Source organism: Roseateles sp. NT4, assembly GCF_051857475.1.
Taxonomy (GTDB): domain Bacteria; phylum Pseudomonadota; class Gammaproteobacteria; order Burkholderiales; family Burkholderiaceae_C; genus Pelomonas.
The window spans coordinates 202,098-217,340 of sequence record NZ_JBPZGZ010000003.1; the positions used below are offsets into that span (position 1 = coordinate 202,098).

At 68.0% G+C, this 15,243-nt stretch carries 12 protein-coding genes; 8 read left to right on the top strand and 4 right to left on the bottom strand.

Going from position 1 to position 15,243, the window contains the following annotated elements; genetic code table 11:
• Nucleotides 1–37 precede the first annotated feature (37 nt).
• Nucleotides 38–1,792: a glycosyl hydrolase family 18 protein gene (locus ACS5PN_RS19800; RefSeq protein WP_439465735.1), complete on the bottom strand. Its 1,755-nt coding sequence runs from the start codon at nucleotides 1,790–1,792 to the stop codon at nucleotides 38–40.
• 327 nt (nucleotides 1,793–2,119) lie between these two features.
• Here ACS5PN_RS19800 and ACS5PN_RS19805 point away from each other — a divergent pair, with 327 nt between their 5' ends.
• From ACS5PN_RS19805 to ACS5PN_RS19830, 6 genes are all read left to right on the top strand, one after another.
• The gene (locus ACS5PN_RS19805; RefSeq protein ID WP_439465736.1) at nucleotides 2,120–3,388 is read left to right on the top strand and encodes an ABC transporter substrate-binding protein; all 1,269 of its coding nucleotides are present in this window, start codon (nucleotides 2,120–2,122) and stop codon (nucleotides 3,386–3,388) included.
• Nucleotides 3,385–4,281 carry a carbohydrate ABC transporter permease gene (locus ACS5PN_RS19810; protein WP_439465737.1) on the top strand — a complete coding sequence of 299 codons (897 nt, stop codon included), beginning with the start codon at nucleotides 3,385–3,387 and terminating at the stop codon, nucleotides 4,279–4,281. Before ACS5PN_RS19805 ends, ACS5PN_RS19810 begins: the two co-directional genes overlap by 4 nt.
• Nucleotides 4,278–5,150 carry a carbohydrate ABC transporter permease gene (locus ACS5PN_RS19815; RefSeq protein ID WP_439465738.1) on the top strand — a complete coding sequence of 291 codons (873 nt, stop codon included), beginning with the start codon at nucleotides 4,278–4,280 and terminating at the stop codon, nucleotides 5,148–5,150. The genes ACS5PN_RS19810 and ACS5PN_RS19815 overlap by 4 nt, the downstream gene beginning before the upstream one ends.
• Before the next feature lie 15 nt (nucleotides 5,151–5,165).
• Nucleotides 5,166–6,503, top strand: a complete 1,338-nt coding sequence (locus tag ACS5PN_RS19820) for a GH1 family beta-glucosidase (protein WP_439465739.1) — start codon at nucleotides 5,166–5,168, stop codon at nucleotides 6,501–6,503.
• Nucleotides 6,504–6,695: 192 nt separating this feature from the next.
• Nucleotides 6,696–7,631 carry a glycoside hydrolase family 16 protein gene (locus ACS5PN_RS19825; protein ID WP_439465740.1) on the top strand — a complete coding sequence of 312 codons (936 nt, stop codon included), beginning with the start codon at nucleotides 6,696–6,698 and terminating at the stop codon, nucleotides 7,629–7,631.
• A gap of 83 nt (nucleotides 7,632–7,714) precedes the next feature.
• The gene (locus ACS5PN_RS19830; protein WP_439465741.1) at nucleotides 7,715–8,263 is read left to right on the top strand and encodes a hypothetical protein; all 549 of its coding nucleotides are present in this window, start codon (nucleotides 7,715–7,717) and stop codon (nucleotides 8,261–8,263) included.
• Between the two features lie 6 nt (nucleotides 8,264–8,269).
• On the opposite strand, the gene ACS5PN_RS19835 is transcribed toward ACS5PN_RS19830, so the two are convergent.
• Nucleotides 8,270–8,983: an energy transducer TonB gene (locus ACS5PN_RS19835; protein ID WP_439465742.1), complete on the bottom strand. Its 714-nt coding sequence runs from the start codon at nucleotides 8,981–8,983 to the stop codon at nucleotides 8,270–8,272.
• 214 nt (nucleotides 8,984–9,197) lie between these two features.
• Between ACS5PN_RS19835 and ACS5PN_RS19840 the strand changes: the two genes are divergently transcribed.
• On the top strand, nucleotides 9,198–10,730 hold the full coding sequence (locus ACS5PN_RS19840) for a hypothetical protein (protein ID WP_439465743.1): 1,533 nt from the start codon (nucleotides 9,198–9,200) through the stop codon (nucleotides 10,728–10,730).
• A gap of 173 nt (nucleotides 10,731–10,903) precedes the next feature.
• A complete protein-coding gene (locus ACS5PN_RS19845) occupies nucleotides 10,904–12,907 on the top strand; it encodes a diguanylate cyclase domain-containing protein (RefSeq protein WP_439465744.1) in 2,004 nt (667 codons plus the stop codon).
• Between the two features lie 15 nt (nucleotides 12,908–12,922).
• On the opposite strand, the gene ACS5PN_RS19850 is transcribed toward ACS5PN_RS19845, so the two are convergent.
• Entirely contained in the window at nucleotides 12,923–13,984 is a 1,062-nt protein-coding gene (locus ACS5PN_RS19850; protein ID WP_439465745.1) for an ABC transporter ATP-binding protein, read from the bottom strand.
• Entirely contained in the window at nucleotides 13,981–15,231 is a 1,251-nt protein-coding gene (locus ACS5PN_RS19855) for an ABC transporter substrate-binding protein (protein ID WP_439465746.1), read from the bottom strand. The genes ACS5PN_RS19850 and ACS5PN_RS19855 overlap by 4 nt, the downstream gene beginning before the upstream one ends.
• Between the last annotated feature and the right edge of the window lie 12 nt (nucleotides 15,232–15,243).

Here is a 15,243-nt window from a genome sequence, read left to right on the forward strand (position 1 = left end):
AGGCCGGTGCGGCGGCGGTTCAGCTCAGGCGAGCTGCTTACTTCCAGGGCGCGTTCTGCAGCGCCGGGTCGTCGACGAGGTTGAGCAGGCCGGCGGCCTTCTTGCCGATGGAGCCCGGCGAGGCCAGGGCCGCACCGCCGCAGCTGCCGCTGGACGTCTTCAGGGCCTGCCACAGCATGGCACCGTCACGCGGGTTCTTGTTGGCCGAGGTGCTGGTGATCACCGCGTTCAGGTAGCGCTCCACCGAGTAGGCCTGGTTGATGTTGGCGCCGTAGCTGTTCTGCAGGATGACGGAGCCCGTGCACTGCGCGTCGGCGTTGTTCACCACCAGCTGGCCACCGGCCCAGCCTTCGGGCGCGGTCTCGAAGCCGATGGACACGATGGTGCTGCTCGGGAAGAGCTGGCGGTAGGACTTCCAGGCCGTCACACCGTCGTAGTGCTCGTAGCGAGCGTCGTAGCTCATGATGTTGACGATGTTGAAGGCCGTCTTCAGCGCCGGGTAGGCGTTGACCAGCAGGCGTTCACCGCCGGCCTTGCCGCCCCAGTAGCTGATGCCCACGCCCGAGCACTGCGGGTCGCTGCCCGTCGCGCCGGTGCAGTCCGAACCGGACGACCAGGCGGCCACCGTCAGGATGCGTCCGCCGCCGGCCAGGTCGACCGCCTTGCGCATGGCCTTGACGGCGCCGGCATAGGCGTCCGTCGTGATGCCGTCGACTTCATAGTCCACGTCCAGGCCGTCGAAGCCCACGTCCTTCAGGATGTTGGACAGGGCCGTGATGGTCGGGCCGCTGCCCGCATTGCCTTCGGCCGACAGCGTGCCCCAGCTGTTGTAGGTCGCGCCGCCCACGGCCAGGATGACCTTGATGTTGCGGGCGTGCAGCACGTCGATGGCGGCCTTGATGTCCGACGGCCGGCCGTTGAAGTTGATGCCGGTGCCCGACCAGTTGTTGGCCGCCATGCCGCCCCAGCTGAAGTTGGGCTGGGCAAAGGCTGCGACCACATGGGTGTAGTTGGCCGGGATGCGGGCGAAGTTGCTGAGCGCGAACACCTCGTTCATCGACTTGCCGGTGGCATCGAACCAGTTGTCGCTCCAGCTCGGGTAGTAGACCGTGTAGGCGCGGCCGTTCTGGTTGGCGGACTTGGCGTTCGGATCGCTCAGGCCGGGCGCCGGTGCGGGCGAGGGGGCCGGGCTTGGGGAAGGCGAGGGGCTCGGGCTCGGCGAAGGGCTGGGAGCCGGGCTCGGGGCCGGTGCCGGGCCGGTCGTGCAGTTGCCCTGCGAGGTCCAGGGCTGGCCGGAGCCGGTGGGACCGTTGTTGGTGGCGGGGTCATTGCCCTGGGTCCACCAGTTGGCCTTGTAGTTGGTCGTGCCCTTGCTGGCGATGGCGCCGCCGTTGTAGGCGGTGGCGGCGACCCACACCGGCGCACAGGTGCCGCTCGGCGCGGGAGCAGGAGTCGGGGCGGGCGTCGGGGCCGGCGTGGGGGCGGGTGTGGGAGCCGGGGTCGGGGCGGGCGAGGGGGCCGGGCCGGACATGGTGCCGAGGTCGGTCCACAGCGACGCATTGGTCGGGTTCCAGCCGGTGCTGGAGTAGTCGGTCTGGTTGACCAGGGCTTTGTAGTTGTGGCCTTGGTAGCTGACGATGGTGCCGGCCGTGTAGTAGACGTCCGGCGCCCAGGCGGGATAGGTCTGGGCCAGGGCCGCCGTGGCGCTGGCGCCGAGCGCGAAGGCGGTCGCGGTGATGGCGGCCAGGCGACGCAGTTGATGCATCGGGATGCTGGTGGAGGGCTGCTTCATGGGTGAGACGTCCTGTGCTTTGCAAGAGCTCGTTGAAAAGAAGAGTCCCAACGGGGGCTCTCCGGCGGCTGGCCTGCCTCTCCGAGCAGGCTCTTGGAGCTGGTTCTAACTGGTATGCATCCAGTTTGTGACTGCTACCACCTCTTGAATACCACTTTGCCACCAGTGATTTTTGCGTCACCGGTGAAAACCCGGAGCAAGGGTGTCAAAACGTTGCTGACGCGGGTTTCTAGGGAGGTCGAGCCTTCGTCCGGAGTTGTCCTAGGGTTTGTGCGGCTGGGGCGCTGCACCAGCAAGAAGCACAATCTTGAAAGCGCTTTCAGAACTATGCGAGACAAGCTTTCCCTTCCCCGTCGCCACCTGCTCGCGGCCGCCCTCGGCAGTGCGGCGGGCCTGGGGCATGCCAAGGAGCAGCCGCCGCTGTCGGTGGCGGCCTTTCCACTGGTCGATGTCATCGCCAAGGACGTGCTGAAGGGCTGGAACCAACGCCATCCCGAGATCCGTACCGAGGTCATCAGCCGCCAGTACGACGACCACCACACCGCCATGACGACGGCGCTGTCGACCTCAGGCCATCTGCCGGATGTCATCGCGCTGGAGACCAGCTATCTCGGGCGGTTCTCGCTCGGCACGGGCCTGGAGGATCTGTCGGCCCCGGCCTTCGGCGCCGAGCGCTTCAAGGACCGCTTCGTGTCCTTCGCCATCGAGACGGCCCGCAACCGCGAGGGCGCCATCGTCGCCTTGCCCACCGACATCGGCCCCGGCTCGCTGTTCTATCGCACCGACCTGCTGGCCCAGGCCGGGCTCAAGGAGGCCGACCTGACGCAGTCCTGGGAGTCGTACGTCGACGCCGGCCTGCAGCTCAAGGCCAAGACCGGCGCCTACCTGATCGGCGATGTGCGCCTGCTCAAGGACATCATCGTGCGCGGCGGCACGCCGGCGGGCGAGGGCCAGTTCTTCGACAACCAGGGGCGGCCGCAGATCACGTCGCCGCGCTTCGTGCGCGCCTTCGAGCTGGCGCAGAAGGTCAGGCGCCAGAAGCTGGACGCGCGCGTCGAGGTCTGGTTCAACGATTGGGCCGAGATGCTCAAGCGCGGCCGCCTGGCCACCGAGCTGTCGGGCGGCTGGATGGCCGGCCAGATGGCCAACTGGGTGGCGCCGCAGACGGCCGGCAAATGGCGCGTAGCCCAACTGCCCGAGAACACCTTTTGCTCCTACGGCGGCACCTATTACGCCATCCCGCGACGCTCGGCGCCGGAGAAGAAGCAGCTGGCCTGGCAACTGGTGCAGGAGCTGACCCTGGACCGCGCGCGCCAGCTCGAGGCCTTCAAGTCCCAGGATGCCTTCCCGGCTCTGCTGGACGCGCAGCAGGACGCCTTCTTCGACCAGCCCGTGCCCTTCCTGGGCGGCCAGCATGCGCGCCTGCTGTGGCGCGACGCCGCGCGGCGCATCCCCGTCGTCAAGATGCACAAGCAGCACAAGTTCGCCGACGAGGTCATCAACGCCGAACTCGACAACGTGCTCGAGTACGGCAAGCCCATCCCCAAGGCCCTGGAAGACGCCCAGGCCCTGCTGGTTCACCGAGCGAACCGATGAGAGTGCGCATCCCCGCGGGCTGGGCGCCCTACCTGCTGGTCAGCCCCTTTCTGATCCTGTTCGCTGTCTTCGGCCTGTTTCCGCTGCTGTTCTCGGCCTGGCTGTCCTTCCAGTCCTGGGAGCCCACCAGCGGCATCGATTCGATGAAGTTCGTCGGCCTCGACAACTTCGTCTTTGCGCTGACCGACGGCTGGTTCTGGAAGGCGCTGCGCAACACGCTGTGGCTGGCCTTCGCCTCGGGCGCGCCCCAGCACCTCGTGGCATTGCCGCTGGCCGTCTTCCTGCATCGGAGCTTCGGACGCTGGCGCGGCCTGTTCTCGGGCGCTTATTTCCTGCCCTACATCACGTCCACCGTCGCCATCGCGATGCTGTTCGGCTCGCTGTTCTCGACCGACTATGGGCTGGTCAACCAGGCGCTGGAGGCGCTGTTCGGCATGGAGCACATCAACTGGATGCGCTCGCCGGATGCCGTCAAGCCGGCCGTGGCCATCATCGTGTTCTGGCGCTATGTGGGCTTCAACGTGGTGCTGTATCTCGCGGCCCTGCAGACCATCCCCAACGATCTCTACCAGGCCGCCAAGCTCGACGGCGCCAATGCCTGGCAGCAGTTCTGGCGCATCACCCTGCCCAGCCTCAAGCCCATGGTCCTGTTCGGCGTCACGCTGTCGCTGATCGGCGGCCTGCAGTTGTTCGAGGAGCCCTTCATCCTGACCAATGGCAAGGGTGGCGCCGACCAGCAGGCCATGACGGTGGCCATGTACCTCTACCGCGAGGCCTTTGACTTCAGCGATTTCGGCGGCGCCAGCGCCCTGGCCTGGATCATGTTCGGCGTCATCGCCCTGCTGACCTGGCTGACCAACAAGGCCTTTGCGGACCGGAGGGTGCAGGCATGAGCGCTGTGCTGCCACTGCGTCGTGAAGCGCCCAGCGCGAAAGGCGCCTCCGCGGCGCTGACGTCCAGGCTGCTGGCCTATGCCATCGTCGGCGTCGGTGCGCTGATCATGCTGGCGCCGTTCTATTTCATGTTCGTGTTCGCGACCCAGTCGCGCACCGACATCTTCAATGTGCCGCCGCCGCTGTGGTTCAGCGACGAACTGCTGAACAACATCAAGGTGCTGACGACGCGCCTGCCGTTCTGGAAGAACGTCGGCTGGAGCCTGTATGTCGGCCTGATGTCCACGGCGCTGACCCTGCTGTTCTGCTCCATGGCCGGCTATGCCTTCGCCATGCTGGAGTTCCGCTTCAAGAAGGTCCTGTTCGCCCTCGTCATGGGGACCATGATGGTGCCGGCCTTCATGAACATGATTCCCAGCTTCATGGTCATGGACGCGCTGGGCTGGATCGATACCCACCGCGCGCTCTACATCCCCGGCGCGGCTAGCGCCTTCGGCATCTTCCTGATGCGCCAGTTCGCGGCCAGCACGGTGCCGCACGAGCTCATCAATGCGGCGCGCATCGACGGCTGCAGCGAGCTCGGCATCTACTGGCGCATCGCGCTGCCGCTGATGAAGCCGGCCCTCGGCACGCTCGGGCTGATCACTTTCATCAGTTCATGGAACAACTTCATGAACCCGCTGATCGTCATGCGCACGGCCGAGAACTACACCCTGCCGCTGGCCCTGCGCAGCCTCTTCAGCACCACCAGCACCGAATGGGGCGCGCTGATGGCCGGCTCGGCCATCGCGACCCTGCCCCTGCTCTTCCTCTTCGTCATCTCGTCGCGCCAGCTCATCGCAGGCCTCACGGCTGGCGCCGTCAAGTAAAGAAAAAGAACGCCCATGTCCCAAGCTCCCCTGCACCGCCAGTTCCCGCCCAATTTCATCTGGGGCGTGGCCACCAGCAGCTTCCAGATCGAGGGAGCCGCCCATGTGGACGGCAAGGGCGAGTCCATCTGGGACCGCTTCTGCAAGCAGCCCGGCGCCATTGCCGACGGCAGCAATGGCGAAGTGGCATGCGACCACTTCAACCGCCTCGAGGAAGACCTGGACCTGATCGCGTCGCTGGGCGTCAACTGCTACCGCTTCTCCATCGCCTGGCCGCGTGTGCAGGCCCTGGGCCATGGCGAGTTCAACCCCAAGGGGCTGGACTTCTACGAGCGTCTGGTCGACGGTCTCAAGAAGCGCGGCATCCAGGCTTTCGCGACGCTGAACCACTGGGACCTGCCGCAAGGCCTGCAGGACCGCGGCGGCTGGAACGACCGCGACACCGTGCACCGTTTTGTCGACTACGCCCGCCATGTGCAGGCCCGCATCGGCGACCGCGTTGATGCCATCACCACGCACAACGAACCCTGGGTCGTGGCCGTGCTCGGCAACGAGCAGGGCAACTTCGCCCCCGGCATCAAGAGCCGCAAGATCGCCACCCAGGTCTGCCACCATCTGCTGCTCAGCCACGGCCTGGCCCTGCAGGCCCTGCGTGCCGACGGCGCCAAGAGCCAGCTCGGCATCGTGCTCAACCTGTCGTCCACCGTGCCGGCCACCGCCATGCCCGAGGACATCGCCGCCGCCGCCATGGCCGACGCCCGCGGCCGCCGCTGGTATGCCGACCCGCTGTTCAAGGGCAGCTACCCCGAGGAGGTGCTGTCCGAACTCGGCGCCGACGCGCCCGTGGTCCACCCCGGCGACATGGCGGCCATCGCGCAACCGATGGACTACCTCGGCGTCAACTACTACACCCGCTCGGTCGTGTCGGCCAGCGGCGCCGACTGGAAGCCCGAGGAGCGCGGCCTGCCGGTGTCGGACATGGGCTGGGAGATCTATGCCCAGGGCCTGGATGACCTGCTCTGCCTGCTGCACCGCGACTACCCCGGCCTGCCGCCGGTCTACGTGACCGAGAACGGTGGCGCCTTCAAGGACCAGACCGTCGAGCGCGGCCGCGTGCAGGACGACGATCGCATCGCCTACCTGCGCGACCACATCGCCGCTGTGGCCAGCGCCATGCAGCAGGGCGTGCCCATGGCCGGCTACATGGTCTGGAGCCTGATGGACAACTTCGAATGGGCCAGCGGTTATCTGAAGCGCTTCGGCATCGTGCACGTCGACTACGAGACCCAGGTGCGCACGCCGAAAGCCAGCGCCGAGTGGTACCGCGACTTCCTGCGCGACTGGCGCGGTTGATGAGACCACCCCTACCGGCTTCGCCGTGCCAAGGCCAGAGGCCTTGTCCTTCGGCAGGCGCAAAGAGTCCTCAGGACTCTTTGTGTCCGGCCTCAGCCCCACAAGGGGCGTCGCCAGCGGCCTGGCAAAGCCAGTTCCGCGGCGCCCACTTGGGAAGGCACCACGCCTGACAAGAACGATATGGAGACAGAAATGAAGAAGATCACCGCGGCTCCCAACCCCTGGCGCCACGCGCTGCCCGTCATCGCCGCCGTGCTGACCGCCTGTGGTGGTGGCGGTGGTACGGCCACCGCCGCGCCCGCTGCCCCCGCGCCTGCACCGACACCCGCACCGGCTCCAGCGCCCGCACCGGCCCCCGCTCCTGCGCCAAGCACCTGGACCCTGGTCTGGAGCGACGAGTTCAACGATGCCGCCGGCACCGTGCCCAAGGTCGCCAACTGGAACTACGACCTCGGCAACGCCGAGAACGGCGGCTGGGGCAACCACGAGTACGAGTACTACACGTCCAATGCGCGCAATGCGCAGACCGACGGCAACGGCATGCTGGTCATCACGGCCGAGAAGGCGACCAATCCCGGTCCCTGCTGGAACAACAAGCCCTGCGAATACACCTCGGCCCGCATCCACACCAACGGCAAGGTCGGCTTCACCTACGGCAAGGTGGAGGCGCGCATGAAGCTGCCTTCGGGCCAGGGCATCTGGCCGGCCTTCTGGGCCCTGGGCACCGACATCGCCACCAACCCCTGGCCGAAGTCGGGCGAGATCGACATCATGGAATTCATCGGCAAGACGCCGAACACCACCTACGGCACCCTGCACGGTCCCGGCTACTCGGGTGCTCAGGGCATCGGCAAGCCCTATGACTTCGGCAAAGCCGTGGATGGCGACTTCCATACCTACACCCTCATCAAGCGGCCCAACGAGATCATCTGGCAGGTTGACGGCGTCGACTTCCACCGCCTGACGCCGTCCTCCCTGCCGGCTGGTGGCACCTGGGTGTTCGAGAAGCCCTTCTTCGTCATCCTCAACCTGGCCGTCGGCGGCGACTGGCCCGGCGCGCCGGATGCGACGACGCCCGTGCCGGCCAAGATGCTGGTCGACTGGGTGCGCATCTACAAGGAAAACTGATCGCGTCGGGACTGCCGTTCCGCGCGGATGGCGGCGGAGCGGCGGACCTCGCGTCGCCATCTCACGCAACGCCTTGGCTGACCATGCAACGACTGATCTCCGCCCTGTCCCTGACCCTCGGCCTGCTCTGCGCCACGGCCACTGCCCACGCCCTCGAAGTGAAGACCTCTTTCGGCAGCTTCAAGGCGCCGGACGGTGTGGGCGAAGTGAATCGCGAGGAAAAGCCCGACAAGGCCGGCAAGCCCACCGGCATGGCGGTGTATTCGCGCACCGACGATCCCAAGGCCGTCTTCATCGTGGTGTGGAGCTATGCCGAGCCCGACCCGGCCAAGCCCTATGACGCTCTCGACGGTGCCGTGAAGTTCGGCAACCCCTTCGACAAGAAGCTGACCCGCGACGCTGCCAAGCCGGTGCCGCTGGGCGGTGTGGAGGGCGCCCGCTACGAAGGCAAGCTGCCCAATGGCCTGCGCTCCATCAGCTACGTGGCCGTCAACGGCGGCTACCGCCTCATCGTGCTGCTCAAGGGGCCGAACGACAGCCCCTACAAGGAAACCATGGACGCCTTCTCCAAGGGCGTCGAAGGCTTTGCCTGGACGCTGCCGGCGGCTCCAGCCGCTTCGGCAACGCCGTAAGCGACTTCAGTCGCGACGGAAGGCGATCTCGACTTCGGCCGTGCGGGCCTGAGGCAGCGGCGCGAACCGCCATTGCAGGATGGCATCGACGGCGGGCCGGGCCAGGCGGCGCGGCACGCCGGCGGCGGCTTCTGCCTGGCTGACCCGGCCGTCGGTCTCGACGGTGAGCTTCACGCGGACATTGCGCTCGCCCGCGCCCAAGGTGGCCTGCAGTGCCGGTGTAACGACCGGGGGCACGAAGCTCTGCAGGCGCAGGGGCACCTCCTCCGGATCGTCGGCTTCCGGTTCTGTTTCCGGTGCCGGCGTGGCAACGACCGCTGGCTCCACCGGTGCAGTGAGCGCAGGGGCGGGCGAGGTGACGGCGGCGGCGGCTGGCTTGGGGGCATCGGTCGAAGCCGCAGCCGCGCCGGCGTTGGGCTCGGCGGGTTCTGCGACGGCCGCAACTGCACTGGCCGGACCCGCTGCGGGGCGGGGCTGCTGCGCGACACGCGCTGCCGTGGGGGCCGGCGCTGGTGCACGCGCCGGCTTGCTGGCCGGTTCCACCGCCGGCTTGCTGCGGATGGTGTGGAACTTGATGACGCTGAACACCCGTTCCGCTTCGCGCTGTGCCCGCTGCTCGGCAGCGGACAAGGAGGCGTCGCTGCTCTGGGCGACCGCCAGCATGGGCAGGGTCAGGACCAGTGTGGTCAGCAGGCGCGCAAGGAGAGGGCGTTCGGGCATGGCGATGGATCTCGGCGGGTCGGGGGCCCGTCTTGCTAAGGGCCGGCGATTGCAGCAAGTTTTGATGACAGTTTCGGAGCTGTCGCTGCCCAGGGGCAAGCAGGCGCCGTCAAACTGCCAAAAACTGCCTGCGCAGGGGCGATACGGCGAAGGCGTCGTCGTTCATGAGACCATGCGCGCCGTTTCTTCGAGCGCTTTGACGCCGCACCGAATCTTGTCCTCACTCTTCGCGACTCCCGAGCCTCTGATCGCCCTGTGCCTGTGCGCCGCCAGTGCCGCGGCATCGGCTCAATCCTCCGCAGCGTCACCCGCCGAGGCGAGCGAGCTGCGCCGCAACGAAGCCCTGCTGACGTTCGAGTACCAGACCGTCAAGGTGCCCGGCGACCGGCCCATCGACCTGATGGGTTTTCACGCCTACCAGAAGGTCTTCGACGGGGTCTATCTCGGCGGTGGCTTCTATGCGCCTCTCGTGCGAGGCGCTTATGGGGGCTTCGTCGCTGCCGACCTCGGCGTGCATGTCAGGCGGCCCATCGCCGGACCGGTGTTTGCGATGGCGGGCCTGTCGGCCGGCGGCGGCGGCGGCGGGCGCAGCGTCGAACACAGCAAGCTGCTGTCGGGCAGCGGCGGCTTTGCCAGGGGCTATGCCGGCCTGGGCTATGACTTCGGCGACTTCACGCTGGGCGCCACGGTCTCGCGGCTGAAATTCCGCCAGGCCATCATCGATGGCACCCAGGCCAGCGTGATGCTGGAGGTGCCTTTCAGCTATCTGACGGGGCCGTTCGGCCGCCAGGGCCAGCCCCTGTCGGCAGCGGACGATCGCCGTGCCAGCGCCGAGATGGGCGAGAACATGCTGACGCTGTCGCTGGACAACTACCGCCAGCGCTCTCCCCAGGGCTCCAACAAGGGCACGATCAGCCTGGCCGACCTGCAGTACGCCCACTTCTTCGGCGCCGACAGCTACTGGTTCGCGTCCCTGGGCATGGGCTATCACGGCCTGCCGCTGTACAACCAGCTGCTGGGCGGCGTGGGCCAGCGCTGGCGCGTCTCGCGCGACGTCACCCTGTATGGCCAGCTCGGCCTGGGCTCGGGCGGCTATTCGTCGGAGGTCATCGACACCCACTCCGGCCTGCTCGTGGTTCCCAAGCTGTCCGCCGAGTACGCACTGACACGCGACCTCGGCCTGTCGCTGTCGCTCGGCTACATGACGGCGCCCAAAGGCAGCTCGCGCAACCAGACCTGGGGCCTGAGCCTGACCCAGCACCTGCGTTCCGGCGGCAGCGGCGAGGCCACCGGCCCGGCCCGCTACGAAGGACTGCGCCTGTCGGTGCTGCACCAGACCGACCTGCATCTCAGCTACCGCGGCGTGGACAGGCCGGCGTTGCAGATGGTGGGCCTGCAACTCGACATTCCGGCCGGAGAGCGCTGGTACCTGCCCCTGCAGGCCTCGGCGGCCTACAACGCCTACCTGGGCTATCCGGGCTATGCCGAGATCCTGGGTGGCCTGGGCGTGCAGACGCTGGCCGGGCCGGGTGAGCGCTTGCAGGCTTTCGGCCAGCTGATGGCCGGCGCCAATGTGCACGGCAAGTCCGCCAAGGCCAGTGCCGGTGTGCGCTGGCTGCTGGACGAGCGTCTGGCCCTGAATCTCAGCGTCGGCCGTGTCGAGGCCCGCAGCGCCGGCGGCGGCCAGTTCAAGGCCGACAACGTGGCCTTGGGCCTGGACTACCGGTTCTCGGTGCCGGCGCGCTAGCCGCCTTCGGTTGGATTACCGGTTTTCGATGCCGGCGCAGCAAGGCTGACGGTCGTGTGGGCGGTGGCCGGGATAGATTGGCGGATTCGCCGTCTCCCGCGCGCCTGCAAGCCGCTCTTCCAATGCTTCATGTCCAAGCTCTCCGGCACGTCGTCCTGACCTGCCGGGCTGCCATGCGGTGCGCGCTGCAGACGTCGGTCTGGGCCACCCTGGCCTTGCTGGCCACCGCCAGAGTTTCGGCCGCTGCCCCTGCGGCCGAGCCTCTGCCGCGCATTGCCGAGGTGCGCGCTCTGCCGCCGCTGCCCAAGGCCTACCAGGACCTGGAAGGCATTGATGCCCACCTGGCCTGGTTGCAGCAACGGCTTGCCCAGCCGCAGACGGTCGCCGAAATCTACCGGCTGCAGCGCATGCGCTTCCTGGAGCTGTTCGGCGCGCATCGGATGGCCGAGGCCGTGGAGCAATGTCACACCCATCCACCGCTGCGCGAAGACATGAGCTATCGCGAATACTGCATCCAGGCGAGCCTGCCGGCCGCTTCGGAGCAGCTGCCGCAGCTGGTGGCCCTGGCCGACGAGGCACGCGGGCAGGGGAACCTGGGGGCCGCGGCCCAGATCCTGCGCGACGTGGCCTGGCGACAGTCGCAGGACGGCGACATCGCCGGTGCCTTCGAGAACTTCGAGGCCGCCCTGTCCCTGGTGCCGGTGGAGAACGCCGAGCTGCTCGGCGAGATCATGGTCGACACGGCGACCAGCTACATCGTCAACGGCGACGACGGCTATGTCCGCAAGGGCATCGAGCTGCTGCGCGCGACGCGCGACAAGAAGCTGCGCCTGCTGCAGTCGGCTACCAGCGAGGACGAGAAGTCCCAGCTGAAGGACGACGTGATGTTGACCGAGTTCAACGAGGGCATCGCCTATCTGCTGCATCTGGGCCAGGCCCAGCTCGCGCTGCCGCATTTCGAGCGCGTCGCCGCCGAGCCCAGCCCCTATCGCGAGGATGCCACCAGCTTCGCGGCCTTCACCGCCGCCGAGCTCGGAAAGGTCGAGCGGGCCAAGGCCCATCTGGCCGCCGCGAATGCGGTGCGGTCCGAGGCCACCAGCCCGACCGTTCATCAGTATCTGAGCTGCTACCGCCAGCTCGCGCAGCGGCACTGGCATGCCGGCCAGTCCCTGTCGGCCTGTCTGGCGTTGAAGCCGGACACCGCCACCGAGGTGCAGATCGACATCTACCGGCGGCTGTCGCGCAGCGAGGACGGCGCCGTTTCGCTGGCCGGCTTGAAGGGGCTGGTGGCCCTGTTCACCGACAAGCTCGAGCCCCAGCTCCGCCGTCGCGGCTCGCATGCCGCGTCCAATGTGGAGCTCAAGCGCCTGCAGCGCGAATCGGAACTCAAGACGCTGGTGCTGGCGCAGCAGGATGAACTGCAGCGGGAGCGGGAAGCCACTGCGGCCCAGCGCCAGAACTCCTTCATCGCGCTCTTCCTGCTGCTGCTGGCGGTGACGCTGCTGGTCGCGTTGCAATGGCGGTCCAAGCGCAAGCTCGCCCAGCAGTACGAGCGCCTCAGCCTGCTGGACAGTCTGACCGGCCTGGGCAATCGCCGTTTTCTCGAGCAGCACATCGGCCGCGAGCTGGCCCTGCTGGCGCGCACGCGGCGCAACCACCCGCAAGCCACCCTGGGTGTCTATCTTTTCGATGTCGACCGCTTCAAGGCCATCAACGACCAGCATGGCCATGCGACCGGCGATGCCGTGCTCAAGACATTTGCGCGACGTGTGCAGGCCATCACACGCGAGACCGACCTGCTGGTGCGCTGGGGCGGCGAAGAGTTCCTGCTTGTCGCGCGCCTGGAGCGGGTCGAGCATGCGGAGCAGGTCGCCGCGCGCGTGCTCCAGGCAGTCAATGCATCGGCCTTCGAGGTCGATGGCGCTGCGCCCATCCCGGTCACCTGTTCGCTGGGGGCCGTCTGCCTGCCCTTCCTGCCGACGGCCCCGCGCCAGCCCTGGCCCGCCCTGGTCAGCCTGGCCGACCTGGCCTTGTACGAAGCCAAGGCGCAGGGGCGCAACCGCTGGGTGCTGGTGCACAACGCTGCCGTGGACGATGCCGACGCCCTGGCGCGCCTGCTGCAGGCGCCCTTGCAGGAGTCGGCGGCTGCGGGCCGCGTGCGGCTGACAACCGGTTGAGTCCTGTCTGGCGCGTCAGGCTTCGATCCGATCTCCCGCCGCATCGAACCACATCGTCTTGAGGGCGTCGAGGCCGAAGCTCACGCGCGCGCTATCCTCAACTTCCGGCTGGCCCGGCAGCACGGCCGAGAGGGTGGTGCCGCCCGAGTTCATCCACACCACATGCTGGTTGCCCAGCGGCTCGACGAGCTGGACTTCGGCGGCGAAGGGCTGGTCGGCGCCCAGGCGCACGTTCTCGGGCCGCACGGCCAGCGTCAGCACTTCGCCCTGTTGACGCGAAGCCAGCGCAGCCGGCAGCGGCAGGTTCAGCGCCGGCGACACGAACAGGCCGCCCTCGCCGACCTGGCCCTCGATGCGGTTGATGGCCGGCGAGCCGACGAAGCCGGCCACGCGCAGGTTCTTCGGCTTGTCGTAGACCTCGGCCGGCGTGCCGATCTGCTGGATGACGCCCTGGTGCATGACGACGATGCGCGTGGCCAGCGTCATGGCCTCGACCTGGTCGTGGGTCACGTAGATCATGGTGTTGCCCAGGCGCGCGTGCAGCAGCTTGAGCTCGCGGCGCAGGTCGGTGCGCAGCTTGGCGTCGAGGTTGGACAGGGGCTCGTCCAGCAGCAGCACCTTGGCCTCGCGCACGACGGCGCGGCCGATGGCGACGCGCTGGCGCTGGCCGCCCGACAGCTGGCTGGGCCGGCGGTCCAGCAAGGGGCCGAGCTGCAGCATGTCCGCCGCCGCAGCCACTCGCTTCTCGAGCTCGGCCTTGGGCGTCTTGGCCATCTTCAGCGGGAAGGCGAGGTTCTCCTTCACCGTCATCGTGGGGTACAGCGCATAGCTCTGGAACACCATGCCCACGCCGCGCTGGCTGGGCTCGGCATTCGTTGCGTCCTGCTCGCCGATGTGGATGCTGCCGCCGGTGACGGGGTTCAGGCCGGCGATGGTGTGCAGCAGCGTGGACTTGCCGCAGCCCGACGGACCCAGCAGCACGAGGAACTCGCCGCTGTTGACGTCGAGGTCGAGGTTCTTGATGACGTCGTGGGTGCCGAAGCGGATGCTGAGGTCCTGGATGTGTACGCGGGTCAAGGCTGTCTCCGGTTGTCTGTGTTGTCCTGCAAGATCTTGGCGAGGGTCTGCTGCACCGTCTGCACGGGAATGTCGCGGTTCCAATAGTCGCTGACGGCGTTTTGCAGCGCCGTCAGCTGCGGCGGCGCGAGCAGCAGTTCGGTGTTGCCCACCAGCCGGCCGGCATCGCGCAGCGCCGCGGCACCGGCCTGTGCGCAGGCGTCCAGCGTGCGGGTGTCGAGGTCGGTGCGCACCGGCACGGAGCCCTTGCGGGCGCTGAAGGCGAGCTGGGTGGCCGGCGCCGTGGCGACGCGGGCCAGCAGCGCCTGCGCGGGCCGGACGCTGCCGTCCTTGTCCTTGGGAAATACAAGCACGTCGCCACTGACGATATAGGGCGAGCGCGCGCCCAGGCCGGGCGCGCAGCCGTAATCGCGGCCGGGCTGCTGGCCGCCCTGGGCAAACTCGCCCTTGGCCCAGTCACCCATGAACTGCAGCCCGGCGCGGCCGCTGACCAGCAGGGCCGTCGTGTCGGCCCAGCCACGGCCGGGTGAAGCGGGGTCCACATAACGGCGCAGCTTCTTGTAGCTCAGCAGCACCTGGCGCAGGGCCTCGCCCTGCACGGCGGCCACATCACGGTCGCGCAGCACGGCGAGATACAGGTCGCGTCCACCCTGGTTGGCGAGCAGGGCGATGAAGAGGTTCAGGTCCTGCCAGGGCTGGCCACCATGGGCCAGCGGAATCAGGCCGGCAGCCTTCAGCTTGTCCAGGGCCGTGAACAGCTCATCCATGCTGCGCGGCTCGGCCTTGATGCCGGCCTTGGCCAGCGCCGCCTTGGAGCTCCACAGCCAGGTCGGCATGTGGATGCTGATGGGGGCGGCATAGACATGGCCGTCCACTTTCATGGCGTCCAGCAACACGGTCGGCAGCACGTCAGCCCAGCGGCCCTGGGCGGCTACCTCGTCGATGGCATTCAGCCGGCCTTCGCGTACCAGCTTCACCAGGGCGCGAGAGGGGTTGAACTGCGCGGCCATCGGCGGGTTGCCGGCGGCGATACGCTCGAACACGATGGCCCGCGCCTGCTCCGAGGCGCCGACGCCCAGTTCGCGCCACTGGCCGCCGGCGTCGCGGTAGGCCTCGGCCAGCGACTGTTTGGCGGCAATCTCGCCGGGCGAGGTCCACCAATGCACGACGTCCGTCGGCGTGCCGGCCTGGGCCGTGGCGGCAAGCAGGGACGTCGAGATCGCCGTGAGGAGGCAGGCGCGGAGCATCCCGGCATCATT

Bases quoted from the DNA above. Each gene is read 5' to 3' on its own strand.
- ACS5PN_RS19800 (WP_439465735.1), bottom strand. From the start codon at position 1,792: ATGAAGCAGCCCTCCACCAGCATCCCGATGCATCAACTGCGTCGCCTG.
- ACS5PN_RS19805 (WP_439465736.1), top strand. From the start codon at position 2,120: ATGCGAGACAAGCTTTCCCTTCCCCGTCGCCACCTGCTCGCGGCCGCC.
- ACS5PN_RS19810 (WP_439465737.1), top strand. From the start codon at position 3,385: ATGAGAGTGCGCATCCCCGCGGGCTGGGCGCCCTACCTGCTGGTCAGC.
- ACS5PN_RS19815 (WP_439465738.1), top strand. From the start codon at position 4,278: ATGAGCGCTGTGCTGCCACTGCGTCGTGAAGCGCCCAGCGCGAAAGGC.
- ACS5PN_RS19820 (WP_439465739.1), top strand. From the start codon at position 5,166: ATGTCCCAAGCTCCCCTGCACCGCCAGTTCCCGCCCAATTTCATCTGG.
- ACS5PN_RS19825 (WP_439465740.1), top strand. From the start codon at position 6,696: ATGAAGAAGATCACCGCGGCTCCCAACCCCTGGCGCCACGCGCTGCCC.
- ACS5PN_RS19830 (WP_439465741.1), top strand. From the start codon at position 7,715: ATGCAACGACTGATCTCCGCCCTGTCCCTGACCCTCGGCCTGCTCTGC.
- ACS5PN_RS19835 (WP_439465742.1), bottom strand. From the start codon at position 8,983: ATGCCCGAACGCCCTCTCCTTGCGCGCCTGCTGACCACACTGGTCCTG.
- ACS5PN_RS19845 (WP_439465744.1), top strand. From the start codon at position 10,904: ATGCGGTGCGCGCTGCAGACGTCGGTCTGGGCCACCCTGGCCTTGCTG.
- ACS5PN_RS19855 (WP_439465746.1), bottom strand. From the start codon at position 15,231: ATGCTCCGCGCCTGCCTCCTCACGGCGATCTCGACGTCCCTGCTTGCC.